14 protein-coding genes are annotated in these 18,443 nt (G+C 67.9%); 6 read left to right on the plus strand and 8 right to left on the minus strand.

Annotated features, from left to right (window positions below):
* The first annotated feature begins 12 nt into the window (after window positions 1–12).
* Both Y900_RS01385 and Y900_RS01390 read left to right on the plus strand, forming a co-directional pair.
* The gene (locus Y900_RS01385) at window positions 13–801 is read left to right on the plus strand and encodes an SDR family NAD(P)-dependent oxidoreductase (RefSeq protein ID WP_036338132.1); all 789 of its coding nucleotides are present in this window, start codon (window positions 13–15) and stop codon (window positions 799–801) included.
* Between the two features lie 97 nt (window positions 802–898).
* Window positions 899–2,242: an HNH endonuclease signature motif containing protein gene (locus Y900_RS01390; protein WP_036338135.1), complete on the plus strand. Its 1,344-nt coding sequence runs from the start codon at window positions 899–901 to the stop codon at window positions 2,240–2,242.
* 25 nt (window positions 2,243–2,267) lie between these two features.
* Here Y900_RS01390 and Y900_RS01395 read toward each other — a convergent pair whose 3' ends face one another.
* On the minus strand, window positions 2,268–2,993 hold the full coding sequence (locus Y900_RS01395; RefSeq protein WP_036345503.1) for an IclR family transcriptional regulator: 726 nt from the start codon (window positions 2,991–2,993) through the stop codon (window positions 2,268–2,270).
* A 105-nt stretch (window positions 2,994–3,098) separates the two neighbouring features.
* On the opposite strand from Y900_RS01395, the gene Y900_RS01400 reads away from it, so the two are divergent.
* Genes Y900_RS01400 through Y900_RS01410 form a run of 3 tightly spaced genes read left to right on the plus strand, consistent with a single transcriptional unit; the run spans window position 3,099 to window position 5,214 of the window.
* Window positions 3,099–3,953 (plus strand): LLM class F420-dependent oxidoreductase, encoded by an 855-nt coding sequence (locus Y900_RS01400; RefSeq protein WP_036338138.1) that lies wholly within the window; start codon window positions 3,099–3,101, stop codon window positions 3,951–3,953.
* A gap of 11 nt (window positions 3,954–3,964) precedes the next feature.
* Window positions 3,965–4,441 carry a nuclear transport factor 2 family protein gene (locus Y900_RS01405; RefSeq protein WP_036338141.1) on the plus strand — a complete coding sequence of 159 codons (477 nt, stop codon included), beginning with the start codon at window positions 3,965–3,967 and terminating at the stop codon, window positions 4,439–4,441.
* Window positions 4,438–5,214, plus strand: a complete 777-nt coding sequence (locus Y900_RS01410; RefSeq protein ID WP_036338144.1) for an SDR family NAD(P)-dependent oxidoreductase — start codon at window positions 4,438–4,440, stop codon at window positions 5,212–5,214. The genes Y900_RS01405 and Y900_RS01410 overlap by 4 nt, the downstream gene beginning before the upstream one ends.
* Here the strand turns inward: Y900_RS01410 and Y900_RS01415 are convergent.
* Both Y900_RS01415 and Y900_RS01420 read right to left on the minus strand, forming a co-directional pair.
* Window positions 5,211–6,422, minus strand: coding sequence for an acyl-CoA dehydrogenase family protein (locus Y900_RS01415; RefSeq protein ID WP_036338147.1), 1,212 nt, complete (start codon window positions 6,420–6,422; stop codon window positions 5,211–5,213). The genes Y900_RS01410 and Y900_RS01415 overlap by 4 nt on opposite strands.
* A gap of 151 nt (window positions 6,423–6,573) precedes the next feature.
* Window positions 6,574–7,410: a DUF3097 domain-containing protein gene (locus Y900_RS01420; protein WP_036338150.1), complete on the minus strand. Its 837-nt coding sequence runs from the start codon at window positions 7,408–7,410 to the stop codon at window positions 6,574–6,576.
* 87 nt (window positions 7,411–7,497) lie between these two features.
* Between Y900_RS01420 and Y900_RS01425 the strand changes: the two genes are divergently transcribed.
* On the plus strand, window positions 7,498–8,730 hold the full coding sequence (locus Y900_RS01425; RefSeq protein ID WP_036338153.1) for an EstA family serine hydrolase: 1,233 nt from the start codon (window positions 7,498–7,500) through the stop codon (window positions 8,728–8,730).
* A 1-nt stretch (window position 8,731) separates the two neighbouring features.
* Here Y900_RS01425 and Y900_RS01430 read toward each other — a convergent pair whose 3' ends face one another.
* The 5 genes from Y900_RS01430 to Y900_RS01455 form a co-directional block, all read right to left on the minus strand.
* Window positions 8,732–9,805 (minus strand): zinc-binding metallopeptidase family protein, encoded by a 1,074-nt coding sequence (locus Y900_RS01430; protein WP_036338156.1) that lies wholly within the window; start codon window positions 9,803–9,805, stop codon window positions 8,732–8,734.
* The gene (locus Y900_RS01435; RefSeq protein ID WP_036338159.1) at window positions 9,798–10,721 is read right to left on the minus strand and encodes a transglutaminase family protein; all 924 of its coding nucleotides are present in this window, start codon (window positions 10,719–10,721) and stop codon (window positions 9,798–9,800) included. The genes Y900_RS01430 and Y900_RS01435 overlap by 8 nt, the downstream gene beginning before the upstream one ends.
* Window positions 10,718–13,369, minus strand: a complete 2,652-nt coding sequence (locus tag Y900_RS01440) for a circularly permuted type 2 ATP-grasp protein (protein WP_036338162.1) — start codon at window positions 13,367–13,369, stop codon at window positions 10,718–10,720. Before Y900_RS01440 ends, Y900_RS01435 begins: the two co-directional genes overlap by 4 nt.
* Before the next feature lie 73 nt (window positions 13,370–13,442).
* Window positions 13,443–16,814: a transglutaminase family protein gene (locus Y900_RS01445; protein ID WP_036338165.1), complete on the minus strand. Its 3,372-nt coding sequence runs from the start codon at window positions 16,812–16,814 to the stop codon at window positions 13,443–13,445.
* A 548-nt stretch (window positions 16,815–17,362) separates the two neighbouring features.
* Window positions 17,363–18,340 (minus strand): IS481 family transposase, encoded by a 978-nt coding sequence (locus Y900_RS01455; RefSeq protein ID WP_036338172.1) that lies wholly within the window; start codon window positions 18,338–18,340, stop codon window positions 17,363–17,365.
* Window positions 18,341–18,443 lie beyond the last annotated feature (103 nt).

Here is an 18,443-nt window from a genome sequence, read left to right on the forward strand (position 1 = left end):
CAGGATCGGTAGGTGTCCTATGCGAAATACGGTCCATGGGCGGTGATCGCCGGCGGCTCTGAAGGGGTGGGCGCCGAATTCGCCCGCTTGTTGGCAGAGTCGGGCGTGAATCTCGTTCTGGTGGCCCGCAAACCGCAACCACTCGAGGCGACGGCCGCGACATGCCGTGAGCTCGGCGTCGAAGTACGCAGTGTGGCAACCGATCTCGCCTCCCCCGCCGCGCCCGCCGACGTGACCGCGGCCACCGACGGGCTCGAGGTCGGCTTGTTCATCTACAACGCCGGGGCGAACACCTGCAGTGCCGATTTTCTGGACGCCGATCTGGCGGACTTTCAGAAGGTCATCGACCTCAACATCACCACGATGATGGCGCTGACGCAGCACTACGGCCGGCTGATGCGGGAGCGCCGCCGCGGCGGCATCCTGCTGGTGGGGTCGATGTCGGGATACCTGGGCTCGGTGCGCCACACGGTGTACGGCGGGGTGAAGGCCTACGGCCGCATCTTCGCCGAGGGGCTGTGGCTGGAGCTGCGGGACCACGGCGTCGACGTACTGGAGCTGGTGCTGGGTGTCACCCGCACGCCGGCGATGGAGCGGGTGGGCCTGAACTTCGACGTGCCCGGCATGCGGGTGGCCGACCCGGCCGACGTCGCCCGCGAAGGGCTGGAGCAGTTGCCGAACGGCCCGGTGTTCGTCGCGGGCGGGAACGCCGAAGACGTTGCGCGACGCAATGATCCGGACCGCACGAAGGTAGTGGCGGGCGCGCACCGGATGATGCAGAAGCTGATGGGGCTGACGTAGTCATCCCCAGATCCGCGTTGATGCCCAGCGTGACCTTCAGGACCATTTTCTGTCGGTGGGTCGCACTAATGTTCGAAGTGTGAATGGGATCGATGTCATGCGGGAAGCACGCGACCGATACCTGGAGTGCTTGTCCACCGTCGATCTCGATGAGCTTTCGCCCGCTGACCGATTCGTGGTGCTCGTGGAGTGGGAGTCCGCACTGCGCCAGCAGATCGCGCTCTCTCACGCAGTGATTTCTCGGTTAGAACAGGTCGAAGGTTGCCCGCCGGTGCCGATCACCTTGGCCGATGCGCTGCGGATCAGCCCGCGAGAGGCCAAACGGCGGATTCGGGATGCCGAACAACTGGCGCCTCGACGAACGTTGACCGGCGAGCCGCTGCCGCCACTGCTGCCGGAAACCTCGAAGGCATGGCACGAGGGCCGACTCGACAGCGAACACCTGCGGGTGATTCAGAGGTTTTTCCGCGACCTGCCCGATCACGTGCCGCTCCTCGAGGTCGAGAAAGCCGAGAGGTCATTGGCCGACAAGTCGGCGGTGTTGCGGCCCGATCAGCTCGAGAAAGTGGCCCACCGATTGGCCCTGCACCTCAATCCTGTTGGGACATTCTCCGACGAAGACCGGGCCCGTAAACGCGGCTTCGTCTGGTGCGGCGGCCAGCAGCTCGACGGCATGAGTGTGGGCCGGGTGATCGCCGACCCCGAGCTGCGGTCGCTAATCGACGCCTGGATGGCGAAGTTCGCCGCACCGGGAATGTGCAATCCGGCCGACGAGAGCCCGACCACCACCCCAACCGACGAAGTCGCCGAGCGTGATTCCCGCAGCTATGGCCAACGTCAGCACGATGCGCTCAAGGCCCTGCTACGAGTGTCGTTGGGTGATCCGAAGTTCGGCCAGCACAACGGGTTACCGGTGACGGTGATCGTGTCGGCGACCCTGCAGGACATCCAGGCCAGGACCGGGCATGGGGTCACCGCCGCTGGCACGTTGCTGCCGATCTCGGAGGTCATCCGGCTCGGCGCCCACGCATATCACTATCTGGCCCTGTTCGACAAAGTTGATGGCCGCGGATTGTGGCTGGGCCGCACCAAACGCGTCGCCTCGGCCGATCAGCGAATCATGTTGCACAGCAAGGAACGTGGCTGCACACGTCCCGGATGCGACGCACCGGGCTATCTCACCGAGGTGCACCACGTCGATGAATGGGCCGATGGCGGGCTGACCAACATCGACAAGCTCACCCTCGCCTGCCGGCCCGATCACCGGCTACTCGACCAAGGCTGGAGAACTCGAAAACTCGCCAATGGCGACACGGAGTGGATCCCCCCTCCCGAATTGCCCATGCTGCATGGCGGCACCAACAACGATCACCACCCCGAACAACTGCTCGGGAACGACGGCGATACGCCGTCCGAAGACACCGGCGATCCGGCTGCCTGATGCGGGGTGTCGGCGAGCGAGCCGCCTAGTTGGTCGCGCCCGCCAGAGCTCGGGCGATGCGTGCCGCCGATGCGGCGACCAGTGGCTGACATCGCTGCGCGAGCACCCGGTCGGAGGTGACCAGTCCGATCGCGGCACGCGAACCGACCGTGGCAGCCACCGACACCATCGGGCCTGCGTAGTCACCGTGGCGCACGACGACGCGGCGGCGGACCTTGTGCAACTCGCCCCACCAGATCGCGTCGGGCTCCCAGCCCTGGACGTAACTCAGCTCGGCGACCACATCTTCGGGCGACAACCCGGCCAGCGCGGCGACGCCCAGCGCCACCCGGTGGGCCGGGATCCGCACGCCGACCGACGTCGGCACTTGGCGCGCCGACGGACCGCCCAGCTTGTCCAGGTGAACGACCTCGCCGCGGTCGAGCAGGCCAAGATGCACCACCGCACCGGTGCGCACCTGGAGCTCGTGCAGCACCGGCGCCGCGACTGACCGCAGCCGGACATCGGCACTGTCGCCGGCGCCCCACGCCGAGGTCCGGGCGCCGAGCCGGTACCCCCGACCCGAATGCGTCAGCCATTGCAGCCGCACCAACTGGTCGAGGATGCGGTGCGTGGTCGAACGCGGCAGATGCGCCCGCGCGGCGATCTGGTCCAGCGTGAGACCTGCTGACGTGTCGTCGAACGCGTCGATGATGGCCGTGAACCGGTCGAGCATCGAGGCCGGCGCGGTATCGGTGAGAGCCGCGGTCATCAGCACTCCTGTCCGGTTGGGGAGAATTCGTTCTACCGCACCGTAGCGGTCTCGATCACCGGGACGCAAGCATTCGGCCGGTGTGGCGCCGGTTAGAACAGCACTGTGCGGATCGGACTGTCGACGCCGATGGTGATGCAGCTCCCCGGGGTGTCCTCCGCGTGGGAGACCACCGCCGGCGTCGACGATCTGGCCCGTATCGCCCGCACCGCTGACGAGCTGGGATTCGACCACCTCACCTGCGCCGAGCACGTCGCCGTCCCGGTCGGCGACGGCGCGCAGCGCGGCGTGACCTACTGGGATCCGCTCTCGACCTTTGGCTTCCTGGCCGCCCACACCACCCGGATCTCGCTGACGACGTCGGTGGTGGTGTTGGGCTACCACCACCCGCTGGACATCGCCAAGCGGTTCGGCACGCTGGACCGGCTCAGCGGCGGCCGGCTGGTGCTCGGAGTGGGCGTCGGGTCGCTGGCCCAGGAATTCGACCTTCTCGGCGCACCCTTCGACGGCCGCGGTGAACGCGCCGACGATGCGATCCGCGCACTGCGCGCGTCGCTATCGACCACCCGGCCGTCCTACCGGGGCAGCCACTACAAGTTCGACGGATTCGCCGTCGAGCCCTGCGCCGTGCAGGAGCGGGTGCCGATTCTGGTCGGCGGGCGCACTCTGCGGTCGCTGCGCCGCGCGGCCGGCCTGGCCGACGGCTGGATACCGTTCGGCCTCAACCCCACCGAGATCGCAGCGATGCTGGCCAAGGCGGATGTACCGCCCGGCTTCGAAGTGGTGCTGTCGACCGGCCACGCTGTCGACCCCATCGCTGACGCCGACCGAACGGTCAACCGCCTCATGGCGTTACGTGACGTCGGCGCCTCCGCGATCACCTGTTCGGTGCGCGCCGACTCCCCCGAGGATTATTGCGACCAGCTCGCGGCGCTCCGGATTCTGGCCGACGAACTGTAGAGAGGAAGCCCGTGAGTGACACCATCGAGAGCCTCGCACGACGCGTGAAAACCCTGGAAGACGAACGCGATATCGCCCGTCTCATCGCCTCCTACGGACCACTCGTCGACTCCGGCGACCCCGACGCGGTCGCCGCGCTGTGGGCCGTGGACGGCGGCTACGACACCGGTGACTGGCAGATGTCAAGCCGCGACGACGTAGCCGCCATGGTGCGCTCGGAGGAGCACCGCGGCTTGATCGCCCGCGGCTGCTGCCACTTCTTCGGACCACCCGCGGTCACCGTCGACGGCGACGAGGCCGTCGCGATCTGCCAGTCGATGCTGCTGGTGCGCCGCGAGTCCCGCGGCTTCGCCGTCGCCCGGGCCGGTGTGCACCTCATCCGCCTGCAACGCGCCGGCCACGGGTGGGAGATCGTCAGTCGCACCGCGCGCCAGCTCGATGGCAGCGGTCTGGCCGTGGCACTGATCGAGGAAGGACTCGCCCGATGAGCGGCGCACTGGAAGGCAAGGTCGCGCTCATCACCGGCGCAGGCGCGGGAATCGGCGCGGGCATCGCACGCAGGTTCGCCGACGAAGGAGCCCGCGTTGTCGTGGCCGAATTCGATTCCACGGCAGGCACGTCGGTGGCCGACGAGATCGGCGGACTGTTCGTCGCCACTGACGTGTCCCAGCGCGATCAGGTGGAGAACGCCGTCGCCGCAGCAATCTCCGAGTACGGGTCGATCGACGTCTTGGTGAACAACGCCTGGGGCGGCGGCGGTATCGGCCGGGTGGAGAACAAGACTGACGACGAACTGGCCCACGGTCTTGCCGTCGGCTACTACGGCCCGTTCTGGGCGATGCGAAAAGCCTTCGCCCACATGAAAGACCGCGGCTGGGGCCGGGTGATCAACATGTGCAGCCTCAACGGCGTCAACGCCCACGTCGGCTCACTGGAATACAACGCCGCCAAAGAGGCACTGCGCACGCTCACCCGCACCGCCGCACGGGAATGGGCGCCGACCGGGGTGACGGTCAACGCCATCTGCCCGGCCGCCAAGAGCCAGGCATTCCTGGCGGTGGCCGCGCAGCATCCCGAGATCGCGGCGATCGCCGACGCCGCGAACCCGATGGGACGGATGGGCGACCCGTACGACGACATCGCCCCCGTCGCAGTGTTTTTGGCGAGCGAGGGCTCGCGCTATCTCACCGGCAACACCCTGTTCGCCGACGGCGGCAGCCACATCAACGGTGTGGCCTGGGCCCCCGATCTCGGGGACTAGCGAAGCGGCAGGCCGGTCAGCGCCCGCGCGATCACCAGTCGCTGAATCTCGCTGGTGCCCTCGAAGATCGTGAAGATCTTGGCGTCGCGGTGCATCCGCTCCACCGGGTAGTCGCGGGTGTAGCCGTTACCGCCGAGGATCTGGATTGCCTCGTCGGTGACGTACACCGCGGTCTCGCTGGCGAACAGCTTGGCCATCGACCCCTCCGCCGACGCGAACGGCTTGTTGTTGCGCATCATCCAGCCTGCCCGCCAGATCAGCAGTCGGGAGGCGTCGATGCGGCTCTTCATGTCCGCCAGCTTGAAGCCCGTGCCCTGGAAGTCACCGATCGGGCGGCCGAATTGCTCACGCTGGCAGGCGTATTCGAGCGCGTACTCGTAAGCTGCCCGGGCCACGCCCAGCGCCATCGCGCCGACCGCAGGCCTGGTGCGCTCGAAGGTCGCCATCGCGGCCTGCCCGGAGGTGCGCTGCCCCTCCCGGGCGCGGGCGATCCGCTGCTCGAACTTCTCCATCCCGCCGAGGATCAGATTGCCTGGCAGACGGACGTTCTCGAGCACCACCTCGGCGGTGTGCGAGGCGCGAATACCGTGCTTCTTGAACTTCTGTCCCTGCGAGAAGCCGGGGGTGTTCGGCGGGATGATGAACGTGGCCTGACCGCGGGTCCCGAGCTCGGGATGGACCGAGGCCACCACGATGTGGACGTTCGCGATGCCGCCGTTGGTGGCCCAGGTCTTGGTGCCGTCCAGCACCCACTCGTCGGTGGCCTGCTCGTAGCGGGCGCGGGTGCGCACGGCGCCGACGTCGGATCCGGCGCCGGGTTCCGAGGAACAGAACGCCGCCAGGTGCGGATCGCCGGGGGTGCCGAACATCTCGGGCAGCCAATGGCCCAGCTGCTTGGGAGTGCCGTTGGCGGCCAGCGCGGCGGCGGCCAGCCCGGTACCCAGGATCGACAGCGCGATGCCGGCGTCGCCCCAGAACAGCTCCTCGAACACGGTGATCATTCCGAGTCCGGACGGTTCGACGGACATCTCCGCGAAAAGCTCAGGGGTGTAGAGGCCCACCTTGGCGGCCTCCTGGATGAGCGGCCAGGGGGTTTCTTCGCGCTCGTCCCACTCGGCGGCTGCGGGTCGCACCACCTCGGCGGCGAACTGGTGCACCCAGTCGCGGACGGTTACGACTTCTTCTGGCAGTTCAAGGGAGAAAGTCATGGCTGTGCAGGCTCCGGATCAAGTCGTACCGCGTCGGCCGCACCAAGTGACGACGACCAGACTGCAGTCGGCGGTAAATCTCGTACAGTGAACGACTGTACACCGAGCGCGTACCGATCGGACCTGCGACATTCGTCACACGTTCGGTAAATCACGCAGGCTGTGTCACGAAGTCGATGAGTTCCTCCACCCGGCCGATCAGCTCGGGCTCCAGATCAGTCCAATCCCGCACCGACGAACGGATCCGCTGCCACGCCCGCGCGATGTCGGCCTGATCCTTGTGCGGCCAGCGCAGCGCGGCGCAGATCCCGTGCTTCCATTCGACGTCTCGTGGGATCGACGGCCACGCCCGCAACCCGACGCGCTCAGGCTTGACCGCCTGCCAGATGTCCACATACGGATGGCCGACCACCAACGTGTGGTCCCCACCGGGACCGCGCCGGACGGCGTCGGCGATGCGGGCCTCCTTGGACCCGGACACCAGGTGATCGACCAGGACACCGAGCCGGCGACCTGGACCTGGCCGGAAGTCGGCCACGATGCCGGCGAGATCGTCGACGCCGCCGAGATATTCGACGACGACGCCCTCGACCCGCAAGTCCTCACCCCACACCTGTTCGACGAGCTCGGCGTCGTGTCGGCCTTCGACGTAGATGCGGCTCGCAAGCGCGACCTTGGCGCGGGTGTCGGCCACCTTCACCGAGCCGGATTTCGTGCGTTGCGCGGCGGGCGCCTGCCGACGCAGCCCGGTCAGGATCACCGGCCTGCCCTCGAACAAGAAGCCCGGCCCCAGCGGAAACACCCGCCGACGGCCGTTGCGGTCCTCGAGCTCGACCCGCGATCCCTCGACGCCGACCACCGCGCCGACGAACCCTGACTGCGGGTCCTCGACGACCATTCCGAGCTCGACGGCCTGCTCGGTCGAGCGGCTTCGGTTCGAGGTGTGCGGGTTGTTGGCCAGTACGTCGGCGCCATAGCGATCAGCCACCCGGCGATCGTAGGGGCCGCCGCCGCCAATGCGGCCCTGCCGCGCGGCGCGTCGGCATATCCTCTCGGCAACAAAAGGGAGTCGTCGATGGTGCTCAAAGTTGCAGTGTCCCCGGACATGATGGGCGGCGACGTCGACGAGGGGTACGGCAAGGTCGCCGACGCCTTCCGGGCGAATCTGGCGTCCGGCAAGGAGATCGGCGCCGCCGTGGCGGTGTACCGCGACGGCGTCAAGGTCGTCGACCTGTGGGGTGGCTATCGCGACGGAACAGCGAAGGCACCATGGCAGGCCGACACGATGGTCAACATGTTCTCCACGACCAAGGGCGTCACCGCGATGGCCGTCGCTGTGGCGGTCTCGAAGGGGATGCTGTCCTACGACGCCAAGGTCGCGGACTACTGGCCGGAGTTCGCCCAGGCCGGTAAGGGTGACGTTACGCTGCGCCAGCTGCTGGCTCATCAGGCCGGGTTGTGTGCGCTCACCCCGGCACCGAGCCTGGCCGATATCGCCGACCCGGACCGGCTCGCTCCGATCCTGGCCCGCCAGGCGCCGGCCTGGCGGCCGGGCACCCGGCACGGCTATCACGCGATCACGTTGGGCTGGTACCAATCCGAGTTGATTCGCCGGGCCGACCCGGCGGGCCGCACGGTGGGCCGCTTCCTGGCCGACGAGATCGCCGCGCCGTTGGGGCTGGATCTGCACATCGGCCTACCCGCCGAAGTCGACCGCGGCCGGGTCGCGCACCTGCATCAATGGAAACGGGCCGAATCGCTGCTGCACCTCAACGTGATGCCGGCCGGTTTCGCGCTGGCCGCGCTGAACCCGGTGGGACTCGCCGCCCGGGCCACCGGCGTGCCCAGCGACGTCAAACCGTGGGACGGCGACTACAACCGCGACGAGGTACGCGCAGTGGAAATGCCGTCGAGTAACGGGATCGGGACGGCCCGCGCGGTGGCCCGGCTCTACGGCGCGGCTGCCGCCGGCGGTGCCGACCTCGGCCTGACCGACGCAGTTCTGGACGACCTCACCAGCCCTGCCTCGACACCCAGCGGCGGGATCCGTGACCGGGTGATGAACGTCAAGATCCTGTACTCACTGGGGTTCTGCAAGCCGGTGCCGATGGTGCAGTTCGGGTCTTCCGACAAGGCTTTCGGCACACCGGGTTTCGGCGGATCATTCGGGTTCGCCGACCCCGACACCGGCGTCGGCTTCGGCTACGTCATGAATCGCCTGGGCTTCCACCTGGCCAGCGATCCACGCGAACTGGCTTTGCGGCAGGCGGTGTTCCGCGACGTTCTCGGCGTACGCCCGCAGTCCTAGCTCAGTTCTGCTGCTGCTGACCGCCGACGGCCGCGTCCAGCTTGGTCGGCGAGGATGTCACCTCGTCGATGACGGTGTGGATGAACCGCATCTTCTCAAGCACGGGCACCGGGAGGACGAACGGATACAGGTCGTCTTTGCCCATCGACCGGTTCACCATGTTCAGCGACCACGCCAACGGCAGCCACATCTCGAGGATGTTGTCGAATCCGCTGGGCCCCAACACTCGTCGCTCATAGGTTGCATTGGCCGGGGCGATACCGAACGCGGCGGCGGTGTCCAGGGTGTCGCGGATGTGCAGGTAGTGCGCGAACGTCTCGGCCCAGTCCTCGGCCGCATGCATGGTGGCGTAGGAGGATACGTAGTTCTCCTCCCACCCGGGTGGCGCGCCTTGGCTGTAGTGCCGGTCCAGTGCCTCCTGGTAGTCGGCGTCCGGGTCGCCGAACAGCTCATTGAAGCGCTCCAGGTACGCCGGGGAGGTGCCGACCAGTCGATAGAAGTAGTAATGACCGACCTCATGGCGGAAGTGTCCGAGCAGCGTGCGGTAGGGCTCGTCCATCGAGGTGCGCAGCTGCTCGCGGTGCACATCATCGCCTTCGGCGAGATCCAGTGTGATCAGACCATTGTCGTGGCCGGTGAACACCTTCTCGTTGGCGCTGGACAACAAGTCGAAGGCCAACCCGTACTCCGGGTCCTCGTCGCGGCCGACGATCGGCAGCTTGAGTTCGTGCAGTTCGGCGATGAGGCGTCGCTTGGCACGTTCGGCCAGCGCAAAGGCGGCCAGCGCAGGACCGTCGTTGTCGTTGGGCCGGGTTCGCGTGAGGCGGCAGGACGCGCACAACAGCCGGACCGGTTCCACATGAACCAGCCAATTGCATTCGGCCAGATGCAGATTCGCGCACAACTGGAATTCGGCGGCGTCGACCGCGCCACCGTGTTCACTCTCCTCACCGGAGGCGATCACCAGAAACGCCATATCGTCCAACGAGAATCCGACCGAGCTCCCGCACGACAGGCAGACCGAGTTCTCGAACGCCAGATGCTGCCCGCAGTTGGGGCAGATGAAGTCACGCATGAAGAAGATCCCCCTGAAACGGTGGGCAGGGCGCGACGTCCACTGAGACGTCGATCACGCTGTGTTCGGAGTCGGTGTAGATGATGCCGCGCAGTGGCGGGATGTCGGCATAATCCCGCCCCCACCCGACGGTGATGTAACGCTCATCGACCAGCTGATCGTTGGTGGGATCGAGCCCGAGCCAATCGTTCTGCGGTGTCCACACCGCGGCCCAGGCATGGGTGGCGTCCACGCCGTACATCCGTTCCTTTCCGGGCGGCGGGTCGGTGGCAAGATAGCCCGACACGTAACTCGCCGCCAATCCGTTGGCGCGCAGGCAGGCGATAGCCAGCCGGGCGAAGTCCTGGCATACCCCTTCTCGCGCCAGCAAAACCTGACTTACCTGGGTGGACACCGTTGTTGATCCCGACTTGTAGGTGAAGTCAGAGAATATTCGTGAGTTGAGGTCTCGCAGCACCTCGACCAGCGGACGTCCCGGCTCGAAACTCGGCGCGGCGTAATCCCGGACTTCATCGGTGATCTCCGGTGGGCGCAGGTCCAGGCTGAACTCGGACGCCAGCGCCCCGTTGTGGCCGACCGGCCGGACGGCTTCCCACGGCGCCTGCGCCCAGCCGGCGCTATAGCGCTCGGCCGCGGGCGGGTCGACCTCGACGACGGAGCGACTGGTCACCGTCAGTGCCCGGTGATGTTCGGTGACGTGGAAGTAGGAGCTGATGTTGCCGTAGACGTCGAGGCTGGTGGATCGGTCGGCGGGTATCGGGTCGATGTCGAGCTCGTAGGCCAGGCACCGCTGTCCGGTGGTGTCGCGTGGGGTGAGATGGCCGCGGCCGTAGGAACTGGTCACCACATCGGAATAGCCGTACGCGGTGCGATGCGTGATCCGGTATGTGCGCGCTGCGCCCTCGGCCGCCGTCACGGCATGACCCGCAGTTGATCAGGCCCCCACAGCGGCTGCATCCCACCGGGCAGCGACAACTGGGTGCGGGTGATGACGTCGGACAGATCGCGCAGCGCGGCGTGCATCCCGCTCAGCAGGCCGTCGAGTTCGCTTCGGCGGCCGTCGTCGTCGACGTGCTCGAGTTCGGTGGGGTCCAGCCGGCGCAGCCGCGTGCTGATCTCGTCGACCAATCGCTCAGGACGCGACGAGCCCGACGAGCCCGGCAGCAACCGCAGGTTCGACCGCAACCGTTCCAGTTGGTAGACAAGGGATCTGGGGTTCTCCGGGTCGAACAACACCAGGTCCGCCACAGCGGCCACGCTGACCCTGCCCAGGTTGCGTCTGCGGTAGATCACCGACGACTCACACACCACCAGTGCGGACTCGGTGATGGTCTGTTCGGCGTCCGGGCTGCGCACAGTGGTCAGCGTGGCACGCAGCAACGCCGACAGCGCGAGCCCGCGTTCGATGCGCTTGCCGATGTCCATCAACGTCCACCCGGCGTCGCGCACCATCGACTCGGCGGCCACTCCCGACAGGGCCAGCATGCCGGCGAGGGTCTGTTGCTGGGCGAGGGCCAGCTGGGTGTCGTCGATCCGCGCCCCGCGCGGCGAGCCGGCCTGCTCGGCCAGCGCCCGCTCGACGGCGCCGAGCACCATCCAGGTGTCGTTGGACATCTGGTCGCGCACCGAGCGGGCCGCCAGGCCGAGCCGCTCCACGGAGTGGGCCAACGATCCGGGGCATTGCCGGTCGGCGGTCAACGACCACAGTGTGCGCTGGGCGGCGGACACCGCCTCGGCGTAGGTGCCCGCGGCTTCGGTCTCGGTGCCGGTGATCACGCCCAGCGCGCGCAACAGGACCGGCACACATTCGCTGCCGTCCATGTCCTGGCGGTAGCGATACTCGTGATACCGCTCGCGGGTGACGATCAGCAGCCGGGCCAGGTTCTCGGCGCGCTCGCCGTAGCGGCCCATCCAGAAGAGGTCCGACAGAACGCGCGGCGAGCTGATCGAGCGCGTGCCGCTGGGCAGCTCCACCGGCGGCACGGTCAACGTATCGGCTTTGGCCCGTGTCGGCGGCCGAATCCAGACATCTTTGGCGGCAATGGTTTTCAGCGCATAGGCGGAGTTTCCGGGTGCCAGCACGTAGCCGAGGCCACCGATCATGGGCGCATACCCGCCACGTTGGGCCACCGTGAACAAACGCATGCCGACGCTGGCCGCCGACAACCCGCCCGGATAGCGGTCGGTGGGCGCGGACGAGAACTGCGGCAGCTCCTGGCCCACCCACTGCCAGGGGTGGGCCTCGATACGGGCGGTCAGTTCCTCGCGCTGCTCCGCCGACAGCGCAGGCCCCACGATCGTCTCGCCGCCGACCGTCGACTTGATCAGCAGCGTGTTCAGCCTCGACACCAGATGTGCGCGCTCCCGGTCGAATCCGCCCCAATAGAGCTGCGGGGTGTCCAGCAACGGCTTCTCCCCCAGCAACCGGTCCGCCAGCTGCGGCAGGAAGCGCTGCAGCCCAGGGCTTTCCAGAATGCCGGCGCCGAGGGTGTTCACCACCGTCACCGCGCCCCGCCGCTGCACCTCGACCAGGCCGACCACACCGAGCCGGGAATCGGGTCGCAGATCCAGCGGGTCGGCGTAGTCGGCGTCGACCCGGCGAAGCACCACGTCCACCCGCTTGAGGGTGCCCAGCGACCGCATCAACAGCTTGCCGTCCCGGACCACCAGGTCCGCACTCTCCACCAGGGGGAAGCCGAGTACCGATGCCAGGTAGGCCTGGTCGAAGGCTGTCTCGGAGTGGATACCGGGACTGAGGACCACCACCACCGGATCTTCGGCGGCCTCAGGCGCGGCCTCGATGAGCGCCAGCCGCAGCGCCTGGGCGAACGGCGAGGCCGGGCGCGGGCCGATGCGCTCGTAGACATCGGGCACGGCGTGCGCGACCACCCGGCGATCGGCCAGGGCGTAGCCGGCCCCCGACGGCGCCTGCGCCCAGTCGGCATTGACCACGAAGCGGCCGTCGGCGGCCCGGCTGACGTCGCAGCCGAGCATGAAGAGTTGATGGCGCCCGGGGTTCTCGATGCCGCGGGCGGCCCGGATGTAGCCGGGATGCCCGAACAGCAACTGCGGCGGCAGGATCCCGGTGGTGATCGCCCGCCGCTCGCCGTAGAGATCGGTCAGGACCGCGTCGAGCAGCCGGGACCGTTGCAGCACACCGGCTTCCAGCGTCTCCCAGTCGGTGGCGGACACCACCAGCGGTATGGCATCGAGATGCCAGGTGCCCGGCGTCGCGATGCCCTCGCCGGGGACGGTTCCCGAGTCGTCGACCTCGATGTAGGTGATGCCGTCGTTGTCGACCAACCCGCGCACCACGCCGCGCAGCCGTTCCAACCCGGCCCGGCCGCGCTCGCCGATGAGATCACCGAGTTCCTGCCACGACGGGCGGATGGTCCCGGTGGCGTCGACGAACTCGTCGTACCCGGTGTCGCCGAAGGCACCCGCCCCGCCGCCGTGCACGTCGAACAGGGCGTCCTGGGCGCGTGCGGCGCGGTATCCGGCGAGCAGACGGTCCGGGTCATGGCTCGAGCGGCTCAATCCAGAACCGGCAGCGGACAGCGACAACGGCCCACCTCCTGATTCCAGACTCCTGCACACGCATGGCCCGCCCCGAGCATATTCGGGTCGGTGGTCCCCATCAGTTCTGCAGCACTGTGCGGGCCCGTCGCAGGTCGAGGATCCCCGGCGCGCCGACGTCCGTGGATTGCCGGGCCAGTTTCTCCCGGATATCGCCGACGTCGACCTTGCCGGGGGTGAACCCGGTGGCCTCGAAACGCCGTCCGCGGCGCGATTCGGCCTCCACGGCGTTGACCGGCGGGGTGTCGTACGCCCGGCCGCCCGGGTGCGAGACGTGATAGGTGCAGCCCCCGCGGGACGTCCCGGTGGCCGTGTCGACCAGTTCGAACCGCAGCGGGCCGTCGACGGTGATGGTCGGGTGCAGCGCGCTCGGCGGCTGCCACGCCCGGTAGCGGACGCCGCCGACCAGCACGTCGGGGTTGTCGGTGGCCAGCATCGGGATCGGGTAGCCGTTGCAGGTCAGGATGTGGCGCTGCCGGTCGGCGCCGATCGTCCGGACCTGGATGCGCTCCACCGAGGAGTCGACGTAGCGCGCGGTGCCGGTGCCGGTCGATTCCTCGCCGAGGGTGTTCCACGGTTCGATGGCCCCGCGCAGCTCGATCTCGACGTGGTCGAACACCGCGGTACCCACCCGTGGGAAGCGAAACTCGGTGAACGGGTCCAACCAGCTGGTGTCGAAGTTGACGCCGTGTGCGCGCAGGTCGGCACAGACATCGGCAATATCGTGAATGATGAAGTGGGGCAACAGGTATCGCCCGTGTAGGTTCAGGCCGTGCCGGATCAGCGGCGCCCGTAGCGGCTGGTCCCAGAACCGTGCCACCAGCGCACGCACCAGCAGCGACTGCACCATCGCCATCTGGAAGTGCGGGGGCATCTCGAAACCGCGCAGCTCCAGCAGACCCAGCCTGCCGCGGGGGCTGTCGGGGCTGTAGAGCTTGTCGATGCAGAACTCGGCGCGGTGGGTGTTGCCGGTGATGTCGGTGAGCAGGTGGCGCAGCGCCCGGTCGGCGATCCACGGAGCGACGCTTGCGGAGCGACCATGATCGGGAGCGACGCTTGCGGAGCGACCATGATCGGGTCGGGACGCGTCCTCCGCCGTCAGCCGGGCGATCTCGGCGAAGGCGATCTCGAGTTCGTAGAGCGCTTCGGAGCGGCCCTCGTCGACCCGCGGCGCCTGCGACGTGGTGCCGATGAACCGGCCGGCGAACAGATACGACAGCGCCGGGTGGCGCTGCCAGTAGGTCAACAGTGACACGAGCAGGTCGGGTCTGCGCAGCAGCGGCGAGTCGGCCGGGGTGATGCCGCCCAGCGTGATGTGGTTGCCGCCGCCGGTGCCGCCGTGCGTTCCGTCGACGTCGAATGACTCGGTCGACAGCCGGGCCAGCCGGGCCTCGTCGTACAGGGTGCGCAACTGGTCGCGCTGCTCGGCGAAGCTGGCGGCGGGTGTGACATTGACCTCGATGACGCCGGGATCCGGCGTGATCGACATGGATTGCAGCCGCCCGTCGGGCGGCGGCCCGTAACCTTCGACGACCACCGCGCAGGCGATCTTCGCGGCGGCCGCCTCCACCCGGGTGATCAGGTCGACGAAGTGTTCCAGCTCCTCGGTGGGCGGGATGAAGATGTAGAGCAGACCGTCGCGAATCTGGGCGACCATCGCGGTGGTGGGCGCGGTGGGCGAATGCTCTACGGCGGCGTTAGCGGCTCCGGGATCGACCGGCAGCGCGCGCCCGCCGCTGGCGATCGGGTCGGCGGGTGCCGACGGACGGGGCGGCTGCCAGCTGATCGAGTCCAGCGGTAGGCGAAGCCCGGCCGGCGAGTCACCCTCGAGCAACACCACCCGGCCACGGCGCAGCCGCCAGTCCGCACTGGCCCAGCCGGCGTCGTCCTCGCGGCGGTGCAACGGCAGCACGTAGGCGGCCGGTTCGGTGACCGGATCTTCGAGGCGGGCCAGCAGCGCCGCCCGCGCGGCGGCGGTGTCGGTCTCCAGATCGTCGCCGGGTTCGACCGGGTCGCCCGCGGGCAGCCGAGCTGCGTGCGCCAACCGGGTCAGCGGGTCCTCGAACGCCGCGCGCACCTGGGTGGCAGGCAGTCCGAGGTCGTCGGCGATCGCCGACAGGATCTGTTGCGCCGCTTCGGGATCGACGTCTTCGTGGGCCCCCCAGGGGTCGGCAAGCAGTGCCTCGTCAGCCCACAGCGGCTTGCCGTCGCGGCGCCAGTGGATGCCGATCTGCCAGCGCGGCAACGGTTCTCCCGGATACCACTTGCCCTGGCTGCGCTGTACCAGGCCACGGGGCGCCCATACCGCCTTGAGCCGCGCAGCCAGCACCGAGGCCCGCTCCCGTTTGTGCGGGCCGTCGGCGGCGGTGATCCACTCCTCATCGAGCTGGTTGTCCACCGAGACGAAGGTCGGCTCGCCGCCGACGGTCAGCCGCACATCGGCATCGGCCAGTCGCTCGTCGATTCGGGCGCCGAGTTGGTTGATCGCAGCCCAGGCGGCGTCGGTGTAGGGCAGCGTGACACGCGGATCCTCATGCACGCGGGTGACGATGTTCGCGAAGTCCAGGGTGGCCTCCGCGATCCCGGTGGTACCGGTGATCGGCGCCGCCGACGACGGATGCGGCGTGGCGGCCAGCGGAATATGGCCCTCGCCGGCAAACAGACCGGAGGTGGGGTCCAGCCCGATCCAGCCTGCGCCGGGAACGTACACCTCGGTCCAGGCGTGCAGGTCGGTGAAATCAGCGGCAGGCCCGGACGGTCCGTCGAGGGCCTCGACGTCGGAGGTCAGCTGCACCAGGTAGCCGGACACGAATCGGGCGGCCAAGCCCAATCCCCGAAGGATCGACACCAGAAGCCACGCGGAGTCGCGGCAGGATCCGATCCCGGTGCGCAGGGTGTGATCCGGGGTCTGCACCCCGGCCTCCATCCGCACGCTGTATCCGACGTCGCCGTTGACCGCACGGTTGAGCGCCACCAGGAAATCGATGGTCCGCGTGCCGGGCGCGACCACGAAATCCCGCACCCACGACCCCACCAGGTCCCCCGGCCCCGATCCCTCGTCGCCCTCGTCGACCGGGCGCAGGTAGGGCTCCAGGTCATCTTTGAGCGCCTTGGGGTAGACGAAAGGGAAGGTTTCGGCGTAGTCCTCGATGAAGAAGTCGAACGGGTTGATGACCTTGAGGTCGGCGATCAGCCCGACCTTGATGGTGAGTTCCCGCGTCCGGGTGGGAAACACCAGCCGGGCCAGGAAGTTACCGAAGGCGTCCTGCTGCCAGTTGATGAAATGGTCGGCGGGCTCGACCTCCAGCGAGTAGGCCTCAATGGGCGTGCGTGAATGCGGTGCGGGCCGCAGCCGGACGACATGCGGGTGCACCTCCACCAATCGGTCAAAGGTGTAGGTGGTGCGGTGCTCGAGCGCCACTTTGATGCCCATAGGCCGCTAATCCCATCACAAGACCCTCGACAACGCAGGGCGCGGTGCGGCGTCAGCTCCGCCGTCCGCCGTTGGGAAGCAGGGTTGAGGACGGCCGGCTCGGCCGGATGGGGAACGCGGGCTGCTCGCTGGCAGTGGCGGATGTCTCCGTCGGGCTGGTCGTCGCCGTCTGCATCGGAGCGACTGGCTGAGTCGGGAGCACCGTCTCGGTCGCAGTCGGCGGGTAGGTGGGAGTCGGCGTCGGTGTGATGGCCGGAACGGGTTCCGGAGCCGGTGGCGGGACCGTCGTCGGCGCGGCCGCAGCAGAACTCGGCGTCTCGATGGCAGGTCCGGGAGCCGTTCCGGGCTCGATCCGGGGGGCGTTCGTAGTACTCGGCTCGGGCGAGCCGGGGCCGGCATCGGGCGGGGTCGGCACACGGAGCACCGTTGCGATCGCGAGACCCGCGACCACGACCCCGACGACCGTCATCGCGATTCCACGAGGCGATACATGGTCCTTCAGACTTGCGATGTTGTTCATCCACCCCACAGGCGCTAGATGTACTCGGCTAGGACGTTGGCGTCAGTCTGCTGATCGGGGGTTGGCCTCCGAGGGCTGAGTGGCGTCGTCGATTGTTGTAGTCCTCGAGCCAGGGTGCAAGGGCAGCGCTGCGAGCGTCGTTGGTGGTGAATATCTGCTGGTAGGCCCACTCGGTCTGCAGGGTGCGGTTGTAGCGCTCCACTTTCCCGTTCTGCCAGGGGCAATGCGGCTTGATGAAGACGTGCTTGGCGCCCAGGCCTGCGATGACAGCCGCGACATCGGCGGAGCGTCGATAACTCCAGTGGTTGTCGGTGATGAGTCTCTCGATGGTCGGGATGCCGTGGGCGCGGAAGTACTCGGCGGCCCTGGCTAAAAACTCACCGCACGTCGCTCCCTTTTCATCGGGCAGGATCTCTGAGTAGGCCAGCCGCGAATGGTCGTCAACGACGGAGTGCACGTAGTCGAACCCGATGCGCGCGTTCCTCTGTGCAGCAGATCTGCTCTTGGCTCGGCCGTGAGCCTTCCATCCGCCTCCGTCAGGGATGCGGCCAATCTTCTTGACATCCATATGAATTAGTTCTCCGGGGCGTGCCCGTTCGTAGCGGACCGCGGTCGCTTTCGATGACCGGATCACGTCACCGGTCAGCGGGTCGCAGTCCCTCAGATACGGCAGCTGGTGGCGGCGCAAGATCGCCGAGATCGTGCGGGCCGGCAGACCGAGTTCGGCGCCGATCCAGTCCTGGCCCCGCCTACTGGCGCGGCGCAGTTCGAGGACCGCATCTTCAATGACAGCTGATGTGCGGCGCGGGCAGCGGTGTGGTCGTGAGGAGCGATCCGACAACCCGGCAACGCCTTCATCGCGAAACCGGCGCACCCATCGGTGAGCGCACTGGCGCGACACTCCTAATTCGGCAGCGACATGAGACACCGGTCGGTGTCCCTTAACGATCCGCTCAACGAGCAGCAGACGACCATGAACGGTCAAACGGGCATTAGCGTGGGACACGAGGACCTCCGTGGACTGGTGAAGACGTCAGACATCTCCACTAAGCCCGGAGGTCCTCCCTACAGCAATAGCGATCCGTCACCAATGTCTAAGCCGAGTACAG

The sequence above is a fragment of the Mycolicibacterium aromaticivorans JS19b1 = JCM 16368 genome, from assembly GCF_000559085.1.
Taxonomy (GTDB): Bacteria; Actinomycetota; Actinomycetes; order Mycobacteriales; family Mycobacteriaceae; genus Mycobacterium; species Mycobacterium aromaticivorans.

Coding starts and splice junctions, on each gene's coding strand:
- Y900_RS01390 (WP_036338135.1), top strand. CDS start 899: ATGCGGGAAGCACGCGACCGATACCTGGAGTGCTTGTCCACCGTCGAT.
- Y900_RS01410 (WP_036338144.1), top strand. CDS start 4,438: ATGAGCGGCGCACTGGAAGGCAAGGTCGCGCTCATCACCGGCGCAGGC.
- Y900_RS01430 (WP_036338156.1), bottom strand. CDS start 9,805: ATGCGTGACTTCATCTGCCCCAACTGCGGGCAGCATCTGGCGTTCGAG.
- Y900_RS01425 (WP_036338153.1), top strand. CDS start 7,498: ATGGTGCTCAAAGTTGCAGTGTCCCCGGACATGATGGGCGGCGACGTC.
- Y900_RS01395 (WP_036345503.1), bottom strand. CDS start 2,993: ATGACCGCGGCTCTCACCGATACCGCGCCGGCCTCGATGCTCGACCGG.
- Y900_RS01445 (WP_036338165.1), bottom strand. CDS start 16,814: ATGGGCATCAAAGTGGCGCTCGAGCACCGCACCACCTACACCTTTGAC.
- Y900_RS01415 (WP_036338147.1), bottom strand. CDS start 6,422: ATGACTTTCTCCCTTGAACTGCCAGAAGAAGTCGTAACCGTCCGCGAC.